Here is a 17,659-nt window from a genome sequence, read left to right on the forward strand (position 1 = left end):
TGCGCCGCCCAGGGGCGGTGACCGGCTGGCGGGCCGCTCAACCGCCGGGAGGCGGTCGGGCCGGGGCCAGGAATGACGAACCGAGCAATCCTACCAGCTCGGTGGCGGCACGCTCGGTTCGGTCGTGCGCCACGGCGTGTGTGAAGGCGGCCGCGACGGCCGGCTCGGCCCGGTACGCCGGCGGCGCGAGCAGCACCAGCCGGGCCCGCGGCGCCACCGCCCGGACGGCGAGCGCGCCGGCCAGGTCCAACGGCAGCAGCACCGGACGGCCCTGCGCGAGCCGGGACCGCACGTCCGCGCGGGGCACACCCCGGCGGTACGGCCCGATCCGGCACCACTCCAGCAGCTCGCCGGCCGCGACCAGCCGGTCGAAGGCGGGCGGGTCGAGGAAGAGCCGGTCCACACCGTCGCGCTCCCCCGGGCGCGGCGGCCGCGTGGTGGCGACCACCGGCACCCACACGGACGCGAGGCGCGCCCGGACCAACTCGACGACACTGCCCCGCCCGGCCCCCGAGGGGCCGGAAAGGACAGTGAGCCGAGCCGCCGAGCGCGCCTCGTCATCCGTGCTCACCGCTTGTTTCTACACGGTGGGCCGTTCAGTTGGCGGCGAACTCTCCGAGCAGCGCCTTACGCTGCTGCTCGCCGAGGCCGCGCAGGCGACGGCTGTCCGCGATCTTGAGCTTCTCCATGATCTGGGTGGCCCGGATCTTGCCGATGCCCGGCATCGCCTGGAGCACTGCCGAAACCTTCAGCTTGCCCACGACGTCGTCGGACTCGGCCCGCTCGAGGACGGTGGCGAGGGTGGTCTTGCCCTGCTTGAGCTGCTCCTTCAGCTCAGCGCGGGCCTTGCGGATCTCCGCGGCCTTCTCCAGCGCGGCAGCGCGCTGTTCGGGGGTCAGTGACGGGAGCGGCACCAGTTCTCCTCAGGTCCCTAGTACGGCGGGCGGAGCGCCCCACCGCAGCTGTGAAACGTGGTGTCGCTGGCAACCAAAGGGGTCCGTGGTTCCCAGCGCGGGGAAAACTAGCGGTCAACGGAGTTTTCGGCAACGTGGACGCGCGATGATCAACGTAAAGTGACGGAGCCGTCAGTCAGTCAGGCGGTGGTCAGGGCGGCCCGGCAGTCGGTCAGCACCCGCTCGACGGCGGCCCGCAGGGCCTCCTGGTCCGGCCCCGCGCCCAGCACCTCACGGGAGTACGACGGCAGCACCGACGGCAGGGCGGCGCCGAAGACCGCCCGCAGCCCGGCGGGCGTCCCGCCCTGCGCACCGAGGCCCGGCGCGAGCAGCGGACCGTTGACCGCATCCAGGTCGTGACCGGTCTCACCGATCGTCGCGCCGACCACCAGGCCGATGCTGCCGAGCGGCTCCGCACCCCGGTTGAGCTGGGAAATCTCGTCGATCACGGTCTGCGCCACGGTGCGTCCGTCGGCGGCCACGGCACGCTGCACGGCGGCGCCCTCGGGGTTCGAGGTGAGCGCCAGGACGAACACCCCGCCGCCGTGCGCGGCGGCCAACTCGAACATCGGGGCGAGCGAACCCACCCCCAGGTAGGGGCTCGCGGTGACCGCGTCGACATACAGCGGGCTGGATGGATCGAGGTACGCCGAGGCGTACGCGCGGACCGTCGAACCGATGTCACCGCGCTTGACGTCGAGCAGAACGAGCGCGCCCGCATTTCGCAACTGTCGGATAGTTGACTCAAGCACGCCGACACCCCGCGCACCGAAGCGCTCGAAGAACGCCGACTGCGGCTTGACCACGGCCACCCGGTCGCCGATCGCCTCCACCACGGTGCGGCTGAACCGCTCGAGCCCCTCGACGTCGTCGGGCAGGCCCCAGTCGGCGAGCAGACCCGGGTGCGGGTCGATCCCCACGCAGAGCGGTCCCCGCTCCGCCACGGCCCGGTGCAGGCGGGCGCCGAACGTCTCCATCGCGCATCTCCCTCTTCCGGCGGCCGGGGCCGCCTCCGTGTCCAGGCGACGGACCTCCCGTCGCGTCAGGTCGTCCCGGCCGGCCCCGACCGCCCGGCCGGGACTCAGCCGGCCTTGACCGCGGCGGCCACGCCGGCCGCGATCCGGGCCACGTCCGCCTCGTCGCAGACGTACGGCGGCATGGTGTAGACCAGGTCCCGGAACGGGCGCAGCCACACCCCCTCCCCGACCGCGGCGGCGGTCGCCCGCGGCAGGTCCACCTCGTGGTCCAGTTGCACCACGCCGATCGCGCCGAGCACCCGCACGTCGGCCACGCCCGGCGTGCCGCGCAACGGCTCCAGGCCGGCCCGCAGGCCCGCCGCGATCCCCGCCACCCGCCCGGACCAGTCCCCGGCCCGCAGCAGGTCCAGGGAGGCGTTGGCGACCGCGCAGGCGAGCGGGTTGCCCATGAACGTCGGACCGTGCGCCAGCACGCCGTCGGCGGAGATCGCCCCGGCCACCTCGGGGGTGCAGAGCGCCGCCGCCAGCGTCAGGTAGCCACCGGTGAGCGCCTTGCCGACGCAGAGCACGTCCGGCGTGACGCCGGCGTGCTCGGCGGCGAACATCCGGCCGGTCCGGCCGAAGCCGGTGGCGATCTCGTCGAAGACCAGCAGGATGCCGTGCCGCCGGGTCACCTCGCGCAGCACCCGCAGGTAGTGCGGGTGGTGGAACCGCATCCCGCCGGCGCCCTGGACCACCGGCTCGACGATCACCGCGGCCAGCTCGTCGGCGTGCCGCTCCACCGCCTCCACCAGCGCCGCCTCGTACGCCGGGTCGGGCGTGGCGTCGAAGCCGGGCGGCGGCACCGGCGCGAACACCTGACGGGGCAGCACGTCGCCCCACAGGTGGTGCATGCCGCCCTCCGGGTCGCAGACGCTCATCGGGTGGAACGTGTCGCCGTGGTAGCCGCCCCGCCAGGTGCCCAGCCGGCGGCGTCCCGGGCGCCCGACGGCGCGCTGGTACTGCAGGCACATCTTCACCGCGACCTCGACGCTCACCGAGCCGGAGTCGGCCAGGAAGACGTGTTCCAGCCCGTCCGGGGCCAGCTCGACCAGGGTGCGCGCCAGGCGTGCCGCGGGCTCGTGGGTGAGGCCGCCGAACATCACGTGGCTCATCCGTCCGAGCTGGTCGGTCACCGCGGCGTCCAGCACCGGGTGCCGGTAGCCGTGGATCGCCGCCCACCAGGACGACATGCCGTCGACCAGCTCCCGCCCGTCGCCCAGCCGCAACCGCACCCCGGCGGCGCTCTCCACCACGTACGGCGGGCTGCCCGCCGGCATCCCCGAGTAGGGATGCCAGACGTGCCGCCGGTCAAGGGCGAGGATCTCCTCGGGCGTCACGGACTCTCCTCCTTCGCCCCTCCCCGGCGATCTTGCGGTTTCGGCCCGTGTCGCGCCCGGTATGAGCGGTGTGCCGGGGCCGAAACTGCAAGATCGCGCGAACTGGGGTCAACGGGTGGTGCGGGTGATGGCCCGGGTGAGGGCGGGGCCGCGGTAGATGAAGCCGGTGTAGAGCTGGACCAGGGCGGCGCCGGCATCGAACATCCGGGTCGCGTCGTCGGGGTCGAGGATGCCGCCGACGCCGATCACCGGCAGGCGGCCCCCGGTCTCCCGGTGCACGAAGCCGACCAGTTCCAGGGCGCGGTCGGTCAGCGGCCGGCCGGAGAGGCCGCCCGTCTCGGCGGCGCGCGCCCGGTCGGCGGGGGCGAGCCCGTCCCGACCGAGCGTGGTGTTGGTGGCGATGACGCCGGCCGCGCCCCGGTCCAGGCACACCTCCAGCAGTTCGGCGACGGCCGGCTCGCTGAGGTCCGGGGCGATCTTCACCAGCACCGGCTTCTCCCCCACCAGCGCGGCGAGCAGGGCGTCCAGATGGGACCGGTCCTGCAACGACCGCAGACCCGGGGTGTTCGGCGAGGACACGTTGACCGCGAAGTAGTCGCCGTGCCCCTTGAGCGCCCGGTAGGAGGCGAGGTAGTCCTCGACCGCCTCGTCCAGCGGGGTCACCTTGGACTTGCCCAGCGAGATGCCCAGCGGCACGCCGAGCGGGCGCGGCAGCGCCGCCAGCCGGGCGGCCAGGGCGTCCGCGCCGGCGTTGTTGAAGCCCATCCGGTTGATCACGGCCTCGCTGTCGCGCAGCCGGAACAGCCGGGGCCGGGGGTTGCCCGGCTGGGCGTGCGCGGTCACGGTGCCGACCTCGACGAAACCGAAGCCGAGCGCCGGCCAGGCGGGCAGCGCCAGACCGTTCTTGTCCATGCCGGCGGCCAAGCCGACGGGGTTCGGGAAGCGCACCCCGAACACCTCCCGCGGCGAGGCCCGGAAGTACGTCCGACGCAGCGCCGCCAGGACCGCCGGCCGCCGGGACAGCGCGGCCAGCCGGGCGAGGGTCCACTCGTGCGCCGCCTCGGCGTCCCCGCCCCCGAGCGCGAACAGCCGCGGCCGCACCACCTTCTCGAAGATCACCGCCCCGCCCCCGACCCGTTGACCATGAGGTTGGCGGCGATGTGGATCTCCGCTGCCGCCGCCAACCTCATGGTCGACGCGGACGTCGGGGTGGTCACTCGCCGGCCCGCAGGGCGGCGTGCAGGTCCTGGAGGGGGCGGACCTGGAGGTCGCCGTTGATCCTCGCCTCGATGCCCATGACCGCGGCGGCGGCGCCGGGGACGGTGGTGACACACGGGATGTCCGCGGTGACCGCGGCGCTGCGGATCTCGTAGCCGTCCGAGCGGGCACTCGCGCCGGAGCCCTGCGGGGTGTTGACCACCAGCGCCACGTCGCCGCCGAGGATCAGCGAGACCGCGTCCGCCCCCTCGCCCGACTCGTAGTGCTTGCGGATCTGCTCGCAGGCGATGCCGTGCCGGCGCAGCACCTCGGCCGTGCCGGTGGTGGCGACGATCTCGAAGCCGAGGTCCGCCAGGCGCTTGATCGGGAAGATCATGCCGCGCTTGTCCCGGTTCGCCACCGAGACGAAGATCTTCCCGGCCGTCGGCAGCGACCCGTACGCGGCGGCCTGCGACTTGGCGAACGCCCGGCCGAAGCCGGTGTCGATGCCCATCACCTCGCCGGTGGACCGCATCTCCGGGCCGAGCAGCACGTCGATGCCCTTGCCGGCCGGGGTGCGGAACCGCTTGAACGGCAGCACCGCCTCCTTGACCGCGATCGGCGCGTCGGCCGGCATGGTGCCGCCGTCACCGGTCGGTGGCAGCAGGCCCTCGGCGCGCAGCTGCGCGATCGTCGCGCCCAACGCGATCCGGGCCGCCGCCTTGGCCAGCGGCACCGCCGTGGCCTTCGACACGAACGGCACCGTACGCGAGGCGCGGGGGTTGGCCTCCAGCACGTAGAGCGTGTCGCCCTGCAACGCGTACTGGACGTTGAGCAGGCCGCGCACCCCGACGCCGCGGGCGATCTCCTCGGTGTAGCGGCGCACCTGCGTCAGGTGCGAGCCGGCCAGCGTGATCGGCGGCAACGCGCAGGAGGAGTCGCCGGAGTGGATGCCGGCCTCCTCGATGTGCTCCATCACGCCGCCCAGGTAGACGTCGCCGTCCGCGTCGACGAGCGCGTCCACGTCGATCTCGATGGCGTCGTCGAGGAAGCGGTCCACCAGCACCGGGTGGTCGGGCGAGATGTCGGTGGCCCGGCCGATGTAGTCGCGCAGCGTGGCGTCGTCGTAGACGATCTCCATGCCCCGACCGCCGAGCACGTACGACGGCCGCACCAGCACCGGGTACCCGATCTCGTCGGCGATCGCCTTCGCCTCGTCGTACGAGGTGGCCATGCCGTGCGCGGGCGCCCGCAGTCCGGCCCGGGCCAGCACCGCGCCGAACGCGCCCCGCTCCTCGGCCAGGTGGATCGACTCCGGGGAGGTGCCGACGATCGGCACCCCGGCGTCCTTGAGCCGCTGCGCCAGGCCCAGCGGGGTCTGGCCGCCGAGCTGGACGACCACCCCGACCACGCCCGGCCCGCCGGCCGCCCTGCCCGACGAGTCCTCGGCGTGCCAGACCTCCAGCACGTCCTCGAAGGTCAGCGGCTCGAAGTAGAGCCGGTCGGCGGTGTCGTAGTCGGTGGAGACGGTCTCCGGGTTGCAGTTGACCATCACGGTCTCGTAGTTCACGTCCCGGAGGGCCTGGACGGCGTGCACGCACGAGTAGTCGAACTCGATGCCCTGCCCGATCCGGTTCGGCCCCGAGCCGAGGATGAGCACCTTCGGCCGCTCCGAGGGCGCCACCTCCGTCTCCTGGTCATAGGTCGAGTAGTGGTACGGCGTGGTCGCCTCGAACTCGGCCGCGCAGGTGTCCACCGTCTTGTAGACCGGCCGGACCCCGAGCCGGTGGCGCAGCGTGCGTACCCCGTCCTCGGCGGCCAGCTCGGGCCGCAGCGCGGCGAGCTGCCGGTCGGACAGGCCGGCCCGCTTGGCCCGGCGCAGCAGGGCGGCGTCGAGCACCGGGGCGTCGACGATCTCGGCGCGCAGCTCGACCAGGGCGGTGATCTGGTCCAGGAACCAGGGGTCCATGCCGCCGGAGGCCTCGGCCACCTCGGCGATCGACGCGCCCAGGCGCAGCGCCCGCTCGACGGTGTAGAGCCGGCCGTCGTGCGGCATCCGCAGCGCGGCGAGCGTGTTCTCCTTCGTGGCGCCCGCCGGGTCCGGGGTGGTCCAGAAACCGGACGACTTCGTTTCCATCGAGCGCATCGCCTTGTTCAGCGCCTCGGTGAAGTTGCGGCCCAGGCTCATCGCCTCGCCCACCGACTTCATGGTGGTGGTCAGCTCCGGGTCGGCGCCGGGGAACTTCTCGAACGCGAACCGGGGGATCTTCACCACCACGTAGTCCAGCGTCGGCTCGAACGCGGCCGGCGTCTTGAGCGTGATGTCGTTGGGGATCTCGTCCAGCGTGTAGCCGATGGCGAGCTTCGCGGCGATCTTGGCGATCGGGAAGCCGGTGGCCTTCGACGCCAGCGCCGAGGAGCGCGACACCCGCGGGTTCATCTCGATCACGACGATCCGGCCGTCGGCCGGGTTGACCGCGAACTGGATGTTGCAGCCACCGGTGTCCACCCCGACCTCGCGCAGCACGGCGATGCCGAGGTCGCGCAGCCGCTGGTACTCCCGGTCGGTCAGCGTCATGGCCGGGGCGACGGTGACGCTGTCGCCGGTGTGCACGCCCATCGGATCGACGTTCTCGATCGAGCAGACCACCACCACGTTGTCGTGGCGGTCGCGCATCAGCTCGAGCTCGTACTCCTTCCAGCCGAGCACGCTCTCCTCGATGAGCACCTCGTGCACCGGGCTGGCGGCCAGCCCGGAGCCGGCGATGCGCTCCAGGTCCTCGTCGGTGTGCGCCATGCCGGAGCCGAGACCGCCCATGGTGAACGACGGGCGGATGACCACCGGCAGGCCCAGCTCGGCGACCGTGTCCCGGACCTCGTCCATCGAGTGGCAGACCCGCGAGCGCGGGGTCAGCGTCGACGGGTCGTCCAGGCCCAGGCGTACGCCGGCCTTGGCCACGATGTCCTTGAACAGCTGCCGGTCCTCGCCCCGGTTGATCGCCTCGATGTTGGCGCCGATCAGCTCGACGCCGTACTTCTCCAGCACCCCCGCCTCGTGCAGGGCGACCGCGGTGTTCAGCGCGGTCTGCCCGCCCAGGGTGGGCAGCAGCGCGTCCGGGCGCTCCTTGGCGATGACCAGCTCGACGAACTCCGGGGTGATCGGCTCGACGTAGGTGGCGTCGGCGAACTCCGGGTCGGTCATGATCGTCGCCGGGTTGGAGTTGACCAGGCTGACCCGGATCCCCTCGCTGCGCAGCACCCGGCAGGCCTGGGTGCCGGAGTAGTCGAACTCGCAGGCCTGTCCGATCACGATCGGCCCGGAGCCGATCACCAGCACGTGCTTCAGGTCGGTCCGCTTAGGCATTCTTGCCGCCTTCGATGAGCTCGGCGAAGCGGTCGAACAGGTAGTCCGCGTCGTGCGGACCGGCCGCCGCCTCCGGGTGGTACTGGACGGTGAAGGCGGGCACGTCCACGGCCCGCAGCCCCTCGACCACGTTGTCATTGAGGCAGAGGTGTGACACCTGGACGCCGCCGAACTCGGTCTGGATCACCTGATCCGGCACCACCGCGCCGTCCCCGGCGCCCGGCACCTCGACCGCGAAGCCGTGGTTGTGGCTGGTCACCTCGACCTTGCCGGTGACCCGGTCGAGCACCGGCTGGTTGATGCCGCGGTGGCCGTACCCGAGCTTGTAGGTGCCGAAGCCGAGCGCCCGGCCGAGGATCTGACTGCCGAAGCAGATGCCGAACAGCGGGATCCGCCGGGTCAGCACCTCCCGGGCCAGGGCCACCGGGCCGTCGGCGGTCGCCGGGTCGCCCGGGCCGGGCGAGAAGAACACCGCGTCCGCGCCGGTGGCCAGCAGGTCGTCGATCGTCGAGCCGGCCGGCAGGACGTGGGTGGTGACGCCGCGGGCGGCGAGCCGGCGCGGCACGTTGCGCTTGATGCCCAGGTCCAGCGCGGCCACCGTGAACCGGTGCTCGCCCTGCGCCTCGACGACGTACGGCTGCGCGGTGCTCACCTCGGCGGACAGGTCGGCGCCGACCATCTGCGGCGAGCGGCGTACCCGCTCCAGCAGCGCGGCCGGGTCGTCCTCGACGCTGGAGACACCGACCCGCATCGCGCCGCGCTCACGCAGGTGCCGGGTGAGCGCCCGGGTGTCCACCCCGCTGATGCCGACCACGCCCTCGGCGGCGAGCCGGTCCTCCAGGCCGCCGGTGGCGCGCCAGTTCGAGCCGATCCGGGCCGGGTCGCGCACCACGTACCCGGCCACCCAGATCCGGCCGGACTCGTCGTCCTCGCCGTTGACGCCGGTGTTGCCGATGTGCGGCGCGGTCTGCACCACCACCTGCCGGTGGTAGGAGGGGTCGGTGAGCGTCTCCTGGTAGCCGGTCATGCCGGTGTTGAAGACCGCCTCGCCGAAGGTCTCCCCGACGCTGCCGTACGCCTCGCCGTGGAACGTGCGCCCGTCCTCCAGGACGAGGATCGCGGAACGTCTCTTCACTTCACAGCCTTTCCGTCCAAAACCGTCGGCTCGCCGCGCAGGAAGGTCGCCACGATGCGACCCGGCAGCGTCATGCGGGCGTACGGGGTGTTGCGACTGCGACTGGCCAGCTCCGCCGGCTCGATCACGCGGCGGGCGGCCGGGTCGACCAGGGTCAGGTTGGCCGGCACGCCGGGCGCCGGGTCGAGGCCGTGCACGGTCAGCCCGGCGATCCGGGCCGGCGTGCGGGACATCCGCTCGGCGATCAGGTCCCAGCGGGGGCCGAACACGTCGAGCGCGATGGACAGCGCCGTCTCCAGGCCGAGCATGCCCGGCCGGGCGTACGCCCACTCGCACTCCTTGTCCTCCACGGCGTGCGGCGCGTGGTCGGTGGCGATGATGTCGATCACGCCCTCGGCCAGCGCGGCCCGCAGCGCGGCGACGTCGGCGGCGGTGCGCAGCGGCGGGTTGACCTTGAAGACCGGGTCGTACGTCTCGGCCCGGTCGTCGGTCAGCAGCAGGTGGTGCGGCGTCACCTCGGCGGTCACCCGCACCCCGCGCGCCTTGGCCTGCCGCAGCACCTCGACGCTGCCGGCGGTGGAGACGTGGCAGACGTGCAGCCGGCTGCCGACGTGCTCGGCCAGCAGCACGTCCCGGGCGATGATCGCCTCCTCGGCGACGGCCGGCCAGCCCGTCAGCCCGAGCCGGGTGGACACCTCGCCCTCGTGCATCTGCGCGCCCTCGGTGAGCCGGGGCTCCTCGGCGTGCTGGGCGATCACCCCGTCGAACGCCTTGACGTACTCCAGCGCCCGGCGCATCAGCCGCGGGTCGGCCACGCAGTGCCCGTCGTCGGAGAAGATCCGCACCCGGGCGGCGGAGTCGGCCATCGCGCCCAGCTCGGCCAGGCGCTCCCCGGCCAGCCCGACGGTGACCGCGCCGATCGGCTGCACGTCGACCAGGCCGGCCTCCCGGCCGAGCCGCCAGACCTGCTCGACCACGCCGGCGGTGTCGGCGACCGGCGACGTGTTCGCCATCGCGCAGACCGCCGTGTAGCCACCGAGCGCCGCCGCCCGGGACCCGGACTCGACCGTCTCGGCGTCCTCCCGGCCGGGTTCGCGCAGGTGGGTGTGCAGGTCGACCAGGCCGGGCAGCGCGACCAGGCCGGTCGCGTCGAGCACCGTGGCGTCGTCGGCGGTCAGGCCGGCGCCGGCCCCGGCCACCACACCGTCGCGGATGAGCAGGTCGGTCGGCTCGCCGTCGAGCACACGGACGTTCCTGATGAGGTACGCGGTCACCGGTTGTTCCCTCCGAGCAGCAGGTAGAGGACGGCCATCCGCACGGAGACCCCGTTGGCGACCTGTTCGACGATGGTGGAGCGGGACGAGTCGGCGACCTCGGGCGTGATCTCCATCCCCCGGTTCATCGGGCCGGGGTGCATGACGATCGCGTGCTCGGGCAGCCGACGCATGCGCGGCCCGTCGAGCCCGTAGCGGCGGGCGTACTCCCGGGCCGAGGGGAAGTAGGAGTCGCTCATCCGCTCCCGCTGCACCCGCAGCATCATCACCACGTCCACACCGGGAAGAACGGTGTCGAGGTCGTAGGAGACGTCGGTGCCGGGGGCGAGCGCCGGGGAGATGTCGCGCGGGATCAGCGTCGGCGGGCCGACCAGGGTGACCTTGGCGCCCAGCGTGCTGAGCAGCAGCACGTTCGAGCGGGCCACCCGGGAGTGCAGCACGTCGCCGACGATCGCCACGTGCAGGCCGGCGAGCCGGCCCAGCCGGGACCGCATCGTGTACGCGTCGAGCAGCGCCTGGGTGGGGTGCTCGTGGGTGCCGTCGCCGGCGTTGACCACCGACCCGTCCACCCAGTCGGCCAGCCGGTGCGGCGCGCCGGAGGCGGGGTGCCGCACGACCACCGCGTCGGCGCCCATGGCCTGGAGGGTCAGCGCGGTGTCCTTGAGGCTCTCGCCCTTGGCCACGCTGGAGCCCTTGGCGGAGAAGTTGATCACGTCGGCGCTGAGCCGCTTGGCGGCCGCCTCGAACGAGATCCGGGTCCGGGTGGAGTCCTCGTAGAAGAGGTTGACCACGGTGCGCCCGCGCAGCGCGGGCAGCTTCTTGACCTCGCGGCCGGCCACGGTGGCCATCTCGGCCGCGGTGTCCAGGACCAGGGTGGCGGTGTCGGCGTCCAGGTCGGCGCCGGAGAGCAGATGACGGATCATGCGGGTGACCCCCCGTACAACTTGACCTCGTCGGTGCCGTCGGTCTCGGCGAGGGTGACCTTGACGTTCTCGGCCAGCGCGGTGGGGATGTTCTTGCCCACGTAGTCGGCGCGGATCGGCAGCTGGCGGTGCCCGCGGTCGACCAGGACGGCGAGCTGCACGGAGGCCGGGCGGCCGACGTCGCTGAGCGCGTCCAGCGCGGCCCGCACGGTGCGGCCGGAGAAGAGCACGTCGTCGACGAGGACGACCCGCTTGCCGTCGATCCCGCCGGGCGGCAGGTCGGTCGGGCCGACCGCGCGGGTGGCGTGCCGGCGCAGGTCGTCGCGGTAGAGGGTGATGTCGAGCACGCCGACCGGGACGGTCACGTCCTCGAAGGTGCTGATCCGGGCGGCGAGCCGTCTGGCCAGGGGCACGCCCCGGGTGGGGATGCCGAGCAGCACGGTGTCGGCGGCGCCCTGGGTCTTCTCCAGGATCTGGTGGGCGATGCGGTCGACCACCCGCGAGACGTCGGCGGCGGCGAGGATCACCTTCACCGAGGGTTGTCGCGGCGGCGACGGTTGGGCAGCCGGTGGGTAGGCCACGGCGGACCTCCTTCCCCGCCTCACGGGACGGGTCGTTAAAGGACGTCTGATCGACTCCGGCGGACCCGCGGGGGCCCGGACCGGGGCTTCACGCCACGTTACCAGCGGTCACCGGGCCCCCCGTCGCCGGTCCTGACCTGCTGGTCAGCCCGGAGAAATGCGGACAAGCCAGACCGGCCCCCCGGACCCGGTGGAGAGCAACACTTGACCACGTGTCGCAATCCCCGTACCGTCACGCTCCGTAGCGATAGCTGGGAGAACCCCGAGCAGCACTGGGAGTGTCCGAATGCCCTCTGAATACGCCAAGTCGCTGGGCGCCCGCCTGCGCTCCATCCGCCAGCAGCAGGGCCTGTCCCTGCAGGGTGTGGAGGAGAAGTCGAACGGGCGGTGGAAGGCCGTGGTGGTCGGCTCGTACGAGCGCGGCGACCGGGCCGTCACCGTGTCCCGCCTGGCGGAGCTGGCCGACTTCTACCGCGTTCCCGTCTCGGAGCTGCTGCCCGACGGCAGTGGGGTGCGTCACGAGCCCACCAGCAAGATCGTGCTGGACCTGGAGCGGCTCTACGACGAGGCCTCCGAGGACCTCGCGTACGTCGCCCGGTACGCCCGCGCCATCCAGCAGCAGCGCGGTGACTACAACGGCCGGGTGCTCTCCATCCGCGCCGACGACCTGCGCGCCCTCGCCATCGTCTACGACGCCTCGCCGTCGGGTCTGATCGAGCGGCTGACCGAGCACGGTGTGCTGGTCGCCGACCCGCGGGCGTTCTTCGCCTCCTGACCCACCCGTACGTCGAAGGGCCCGTGCCGTCCGGCACGGGCCCTTCGTCGTCGCGGCGCGTCAGCGCGTGGCGTACTCGGCGATCCGGCCGAGGATGCCGTTGAGGAACCGGGGCGAGTCGTCGGTCGACATCTGCCGGGCCAGCTCGACGGCCTCGCTGATCGCCACCGCGTCGTCGATCTCGTCGACGTAGAGCAGCTCGTAGACGGCGATCCGGGCCAGGTTGCGGTCGACCACCGGCATCCGGTCGAGCGTCCACCCCTCGGCGTAGCTGGCGATCGTCTCGTCGATCCGGTCGAGGTGCGCCGCGACGCCCTCGACCAGCCCGACCGCGTAGCCGAGGTGGTCGGGGCGGGGCTGCTCGATCCGCTCCAGGTAACCGGCCAGGACCTCGACCGGGGGCCGGTCGCGCAGGTCGGCCTCGAAGAGCACGTCCAGCGCCCGCTTGCGCGCCTTGCGGCGCGCCGGCATCTGCTGCTTCGGACCCTCGGCCATCAGGCTCGGCCGAGGTAACGGCCGTCGCGGGTGTCGACCTTGATCTTCTCACCGGTGGTGATGAACAGCGGCACCTGGACCGTGGCGCCCGTCTCGACGGTGGCCGGCTTGTTGCCGCCGGTCGACCGGTCGCCCTGCAGGCCGGGCTCGGTGTAGGTGACCTCGAGCACGACCGAGGTCGGCAGCTCGATGTAGAGCGGGACGCCCTCGTGGGTGGCGACGGTCGCCTCGGCCTCCGGGAGGAGGTAGTTGGCGGCCTCACCGACGACGCCGCCCATGACGGTGATCTGGTCGAACGTCTCCAGATCCATGAAGACGTAGTCCTCGCCGTCGGCGTACAGGTACTGCATGGTGCGCTTGTCCACGGTCGCCGTCTCGACCTTGGTGCCCGCGTTGAAGGTCTTGTCGACCACCTTGCCGGACAGCACGTTCTTCAGCGTGGTGCGCACGAAGGCACCACCCTTACCGGGCTTGACGTGCTGGAACTCGACGACGGCCCACAGCTCGCCGTCCAGGTTGAGTACCAGGCCGTTCTTCAGGTCGTTGGTGGTGGCCATTTCCTGCCTTGATCATCAATTGGCGGACAGACCCACCAAGTCTACTAGCTGTGTCGAATCGGACCCCGGCCCCAGGTGACGCAGCGTCAGGCGCCAGCACCGAGCCGGAGCGCCAGGTGGTGCAGGGCCAGCCGGTAGCCGTCCACGCCCAGGCCGCAGATCACCCCGGTGGCGACGGCGGAGACCACCGAGTGGTGCCGGAACTCCTCGCGGGCGTGGATGTTGGAGATGTGCACCTCCACCAGGGGGCCGCGCAGCAGGGCGCAGGCGTCGCGGACCGCGATCGAGTAGTGCGACCAGGCGGCCGGGTTGAGCACCACCGCCGCCTCCTCGTCGGCCGCCTGGTGCAGCCAGCCCAGCAGCTCGTGCTCGGCGTCGGTCTGCCGCACCACCACGTCCAGGCCCAGCTCACGCCCGGTCCGCTCGCAGTCGGCCACCAGGTCGGCGTAGCTGGTCACGCCGTAGACGTCGACCTGGCGGGTGCCGAGCCGGCCCAGGTTCGGCCCGTTGAGCACGTAGACCCTCACGAGCTGATCTCCCGGTACGCCTCGGCGAGCAGCTCGTCCGACGGCGCCTCCAGGATCGCCGGGCGGGCGAGCCCGTCCAGCACCACGAACCGCAGCCGGCTGCCCCGGGCCTTCTTGTCCACCCGCATCGCGGCGAGCAGCTCCGGCCAGGCGTCGGCCCGGTAGCCGGTGGGCAGGTCGAGCGCCGCCAGCACGTCACGGTGCCGGCGCGCGGTCGCCTCGTCGAGCCGGCCGGCGAGTCGCGCGAGGGTGGCCGCGTAGACCAGCCCGACCGCGACCGCGTGCCCGTGCCGCCAGCGGTAGCCCTCGACCTTCTCGATCGCGTGGGCGAGGGTGTGCCCGTAGTTGAGCACCTCGCGTACCCCGGACTCGCGCAGGTCACCGCCGACCACGTCGGCCTTGACCCGCACCGCGCGCTCGACCAGCTCGCGCAGCACCGGGCCGGTCGGGTCCAGCGCGGCGGCCGGATCCCGCTCCACCAGGTCGAGGATCACCGGGTCGGCGATGAACCCGCACTTGACCACCTCGGCCAGGCCGGCGGCCAGGTCGGCCGGGGGCAGGCTGTCCAGCGTCGCCAGGTCGCAGATCACGCCGACCGGCGGGTGGAACGCGCCCACCAGGTTCTTGCCGGCCGCCGTGTTGATCCCGGTCTTGCCGCCCACCGCGGCGTCGACCATGCCGAGCAGCGACGTCGCCACCGGCACCCAGCGCACGCCGCGCAGCCAGCTGGCCGCGACGAAGCCGGCCAGGTCGGTGACCGCGCCGCCGCCCACCCCGACCACCGCGTCGGTACGGGTGAAGCCCGCCGCGCCGAGCCGGTCCCAGCAGCCGGCGGCCACGTCGACGTGCTTGCCCGCCTCGGCGTCGGGCACCTCCACCAGCAGCGGCGCCACGCCGTCGGCGCGAAGCCGCTCGGCGAGCCGTTCGGCCAGCGCCTTCAGCGGCGGCGCGTACAGGAAGGCCACCCGCTCCGCGCCGGGCAGCAGCCGGGGCGGCGGGTCGAGCAGGTCGCGTCCCACCAGCACGTCGTACGGCCGTTCGCCGCCGACCGGGATCCGGGTCACCTCGTCCATCGCCGGCAGCCTAGTCCAGCGCCCGCCCCCGGCGCGGCGACTGTCCACTCCGTGGGGCGTTTGTCCGCGCGCGCCCCGGGTAGGGCGGCCGGATGAGCGAGAGCACGCAGCGCACGAGCATCCGGCTCCCCGCCACGATCCTCGGCATCGGGCTGGGCGGCTTCGTCGACGGCATCCTCCTGCACCAGGTCTTCCAGTGGCACCACATGCTCAGCAGCACCAACGCCGACCACGTGGGGATCAGGGACTACCCGGTCGACACGGTGCCGGGGCTGCAGATGAACACGGTGTGGGACGGCCTGTTCCACGTGGTCACCTGGGTGGCGGTGCTGACCGGGCTGGCCCTGCTCTATGCCCGGGTGACCCGGTCCCGGGGCCGGCTCTGGCGCTCGCCGATGCTCTGGGGCTGGGTCCTGGTCGGCTGGGGGCTGTTCAACCTCGTCGAGGGGATCGTCGATCACCACCTGCTCGGCATCCACCACGTCCGCACCGGCCCGTACCAGATCTGGTGGGACCTGGGCTTCCTCGCCCTCGGCCTGGTCCTGGTCGCGGTCGGCTGGGTGATCCAGCGGCGGGCCGACGGGGTGGACCTCTGCGCGCCGGAGTGTCGGTGACCCTCGCCCACGCCGGGCACGCCACCGACGGGTTCCCGGCGACCGCGCTGCTCCCGGCGGTCCTGTTCTGGGCCTACCTGGCCGCCGCGCTGCGGCTGCGGGACCCCGACGGGCCGGGCTGGGCACACGGGCGGACCGCGAGCTTCGGGCTGGGCACGCTGCTGGTGGCCCTCGGGCTGCTCCGGCCGGCCGACGACTTCGTCGGGCACATGTGGCAGCACCTGCTGATCGGCATGCTCGCGCCGCTGGCCCTGGTCCTCGGCGCGCCGGTCACGCTGGTGCTGCGGACTCTGGACCGGCGCGCCGGACGCCGGCTGGTCCACGTGCTCCGGCACCCGGTCGCGCGGGTGCTCGGCCACCCGGCGACCGGTCTGCTGCTTACCGCGGGCGGCCTGTGGCTGCTCTACCTGACCCCGCTCTACCGGGCCACGCTGGACAACCCCGCCCTGCACACACTGGTGCAGGCCCACTTCCTGCTCAGCGGTTGTCTCTTCGCCTGGTCGATCGCCGGGCCGGACCCCGGCCCGCACCGCCCCCGGGTGCCGGTCCGGCTGGTGGTGCTCGGCGTCGGGGTCGCCGCCCACGCCACGATCGCCCAACTGCTCTACGCCGGCGTCCTCGTCGACGTGCCGGCCGGCGCCGCCGAGCTGCGCGCCGGCGCCACCCTGATGTACTACCTCGGCGACCTGGCCGAGATCGCCCTCGCGCTCGCCCTGCTCGCCACCTGGCGTCCGGAGCGCCCGGCCCGCCGTCCGGCCGACCGCTCGGCCACCGGCCCCGCGCCGGCCCGGGCGTGACCAGCGCGAACGCACCACAGACCGCGCGGCGCGGGATGCTCGCAGCTCTGCCGCACCCCGCCGTGCAGGATGCTCGCAGCTCTGCCGCACACGCCGTGCGGACTGCTCGCGGCTTCTGCCGCACACGCCGTGCAGGCTGCTCGCTATTCTGCCGCACCTCACCACGCGGCGCGCGGACGGCCGCAGCAGTCCGGGCCAGTTCGCCCCGCGAGCCGGCGTCGGGCCGCACGCTGACCGCGTGGTTGGCCGGTGACTCCCACCACCGGCACCCGATCCGCCCGCACACCCATAGCGTTCCACCCACCAGCGTCGACGGCACCGAGTGGAACATCATGGGTGCCTCAACCCTCCGCAGACACCCATAGCGTTCCACCCACCGGCGCCAACGGCACCGAGTGGAACACCATGGGTGTCACGATGCGGCCGGACTTGCCCGCCTGCGCGCCGGCCAGGGCAGGGCCGGGCCGAGGGCGGGCCGTGGTCAGGGCTTGAGCAGCGCGGCGATCTCGGTGGCCAACTCCTCCGGGGCACGCCCGTCGGTGACCACCGTCGCGGTCGCCACCTCGGCGTAGAGCGGGCGGCGCTGGTCCAGCAGGTGCTTGAGGGTGGCGCGCGGGTTCAGCGCCAACAGCGGCCGGCCCGCGCCCAACCCGACCCGCCGGATCGCGTCGGGCAGCTCCACCGACAGGTGCACCACGGTGTGGCCGATCAGCGCGGCCCGGTTCTCCTCGGCCAGGACCGCGCCGCCGCCGAGCGCGAGCACCCCGGCGTGCGAGGCCAGCGCCGCCGCCACCGCGGCCCGCTCCAACGCGCGGAAGTGATCCTCGCCCTCGTCGACGAAGATCTCCGGGATCGGCTTGCCGGCCTGCCGCTCGATGTCGGTGTCGGTGTCCCGGAAGTCGACGCCGAGCGCGGCGGCGAGCGCGGTCCCCACCGTGGTCTTGCCGGAGCCCGGCGCCCCGACCAGCACGCAGACCGGTCGGGTACTCACCGGTGCCACCTTCCGTTCGCGACTGCGGGACTCCGCTGCGCTGCGTT

At 73.2% G+C, this 17,659-nt stretch carries 18 protein-coding genes; 3 read left to right on the forward strand and 15 right to left on the reverse strand.

Translation table 11 applies throughout. The features are described 5' to 3' along the window. Positions 1-37: 37 nt before the first annotated feature. The 10 genes from COO58_RS14460 to pyrR all read right to left on the reverse strand — a co-directional run bounded on the left by COO58_RS14460 (position 38) and on the right by pyrR (position 11,783). A complete protein-coding gene (locus tag COO58_RS14460) occupies positions 38-571 on the reverse strand; it encodes a guanylate kinase (protein WP_091578025.1) in 534 nt (177 codons plus the stop codon). Positions 572-596: 25 nt separating this feature from the next. Further along, complete coding sequence (gene mihF, locus COO58_RS14465; protein ID WP_013285515.1) at positions 597-914, reverse strand: integration host factor, actinobacterial type; 318 nt, start codon at positions 912-914, stop codon at positions 597-599. A 179-nt stretch (positions 915-1,093) separates the two neighbouring features. After that, a complete protein-coding gene (pyrF, locus tag COO58_RS14470) occupies positions 1,094-1,930 on the reverse strand; it encodes an orotidine-5'-phosphate decarboxylase (RefSeq protein WP_091578028.1) in 837 nt (278 codons plus the stop codon). Positions 1,931-2,034: 104 nt separating this feature from the next. Then, positions 2,035-3,309: an adenosylmethionine--8-amino-7-oxononanoate transaminase gene (locus tag COO58_RS14475; RefSeq protein ID WP_098745343.1), complete on the reverse strand. Its 1,275-nt coding sequence runs from the start codon at positions 3,307-3,309 to the stop codon at positions 2,035-2,037. A 108-nt stretch (positions 3,310-3,417) separates the two neighbouring features. Further along, a complete protein-coding gene (locus tag COO58_RS14480; RefSeq protein ID WP_098745345.1) occupies positions 3,418-4,428 on the reverse strand; it encodes a quinone-dependent dihydroorotate dehydrogenase in 1,011 nt (336 codons plus the stop codon). 94 nt (positions 4,429-4,522) lie between these two features. Next, positions 4,523-7,870, reverse strand: coding sequence for a carbamoyl-phosphate synthase large subunit (gene carB, locus COO58_RS14485; protein ID WP_091578037.1), 3,348 nt, complete (start codon positions 7,868-7,870; stop codon positions 4,523-4,525). Further along, positions 7,863-9,005 carry a glutamine-hydrolyzing carbamoyl-phosphate synthase small subunit gene (carA, locus tag COO58_RS14490; protein WP_091578040.1) on the reverse strand — a complete coding sequence of 381 codons (1,143 nt, stop codon included), beginning with the start codon at positions 9,003-9,005 and terminating at the stop codon, positions 7,863-7,865. Before carA ends, carB begins: the two co-directional genes overlap by 8 nt. After that, on the reverse strand, positions 9,002-10,279 hold the full coding sequence (locus COO58_RS14495; protein WP_098745346.1) for a dihydroorotase: 1,278 nt from the start codon (positions 10,277-10,279) through the stop codon (positions 9,002-9,004). The genes carA and COO58_RS14495 overlap by 4 nt, the downstream gene beginning before the upstream one ends. Further along, entirely contained in the window at positions 10,276-11,202 is a 927-nt protein-coding gene (locus COO58_RS14500) for an aspartate carbamoyltransferase catalytic subunit (RefSeq protein ID WP_091578045.1), read from the reverse strand. Before COO58_RS14500 ends, COO58_RS14495 begins: the two co-directional genes overlap by 4 nt. Next, positions 11,199-11,783, reverse strand: coding sequence for a bifunctional pyr operon transcriptional regulator/uracil phosphoribosyltransferase PyrR (gene pyrR / locus COO58_RS14505; protein WP_091578047.1), 585 nt, complete (start codon positions 11,781-11,783; stop codon positions 11,199-11,201). Before pyrR ends, COO58_RS14500 begins: the two co-directional genes overlap by 4 nt. Positions 11,784-12,069: 286 nt before the next feature. On the opposite strand from pyrR, the gene COO58_RS14510 reads away from it, so the two are divergent. Further along, positions 12,070-12,558 carry a transcriptional regulator gene (locus COO58_RS14510; protein ID WP_013285505.1) on the forward strand — a complete coding sequence of 163 codons (489 nt, stop codon included), beginning with the start codon at positions 12,070-12,072 and terminating at the stop codon, positions 12,556-12,558. Positions 12,559-12,618: 60 nt separating this feature from the next. Here the strand turns inward: COO58_RS14510 and nusB are convergent, their stop codons facing one another. The 4 genes from nusB to aroB all read right to left on the reverse strand — a co-directional run bounded on the left by nusB (position 12,619) and on the right by aroB (position 15,210). Then, a complete protein-coding gene (nusB, locus tag COO58_RS14515; protein ID WP_176558877.1) occupies positions 12,619-13,029 on the reverse strand; it encodes a transcription antitermination factor NusB in 411 nt (136 codons plus the stop codon). A 23-nt stretch (positions 13,030-13,052) separates the two neighbouring features. Further along, positions 13,053-13,610, reverse strand: coding sequence for an elongation factor P (efp, locus tag COO58_RS14520; RefSeq protein ID WP_091578052.1), 558 nt, complete (start codon positions 13,608-13,610; stop codon positions 13,053-13,055). 86 nt (positions 13,611-13,696) lie between these two features. After that, on the reverse strand, positions 13,697-14,137 hold the full coding sequence (gene aroQ, locus COO58_RS14525; protein WP_098745348.1) for a type II 3-dehydroquinate dehydratase: 441 nt from the start codon (positions 14,135-14,137) through the stop codon (positions 13,697-13,699). Continuing rightward, positions 14,134-15,210, reverse strand: a complete 1,077-nt coding sequence (gene aroB, locus COO58_RS14530) for a 3-dehydroquinate synthase (protein WP_098745349.1) — start codon at positions 15,208-15,210, stop codon at positions 14,134-14,136. The genes aroQ and aroB overlap by 4 nt, the downstream gene beginning before the upstream one ends. Before the next feature lie 92 nt (positions 15,211-15,302). Between aroB and COO58_RS14535 the strand changes: the two genes are divergently transcribed. Next, positions 15,303-15,824: a DUF2243 domain-containing protein gene (locus COO58_RS14535; RefSeq protein ID WP_098745351.1), complete on the forward strand. Its 522-nt coding sequence runs from the start codon at positions 15,303-15,305 to the stop codon at positions 15,822-15,824. Beyond that, positions 15,821-16,621: a cytochrome c oxidase assembly protein gene (locus COO58_RS14540; protein ID WP_098746358.1), complete on the forward strand. Its 801-nt coding sequence runs from the start codon at positions 15,821-15,823 to the stop codon at positions 16,619-16,621. Before COO58_RS14535 ends, COO58_RS14540 begins: the two co-directional genes overlap by 4 nt. A gap of 481 nt (positions 16,622-17,102) precedes the next feature. Here COO58_RS14540 and COO58_RS14545 read toward each other — a convergent pair whose 3' ends face one another. Further along, positions 17,103-17,612, reverse strand: a complete 510-nt coding sequence (locus COO58_RS14545; protein ID WP_098745353.1) for a shikimate kinase — start codon at positions 17,610-17,612, stop codon at positions 17,103-17,105. Between the last annotated feature and the right edge of the window lie 47 nt (positions 17,613-17,659).

Origin of the sequence: Micromonospora sp. WMMA1996 (assembly GCF_002573675.1) — a bacterium.
Classification (GTDB): Bacteria; Actinomycetota; Actinomycetes; order Mycobacteriales; family Micromonosporaceae; genus Micromonospora; species Micromonospora sediminicola.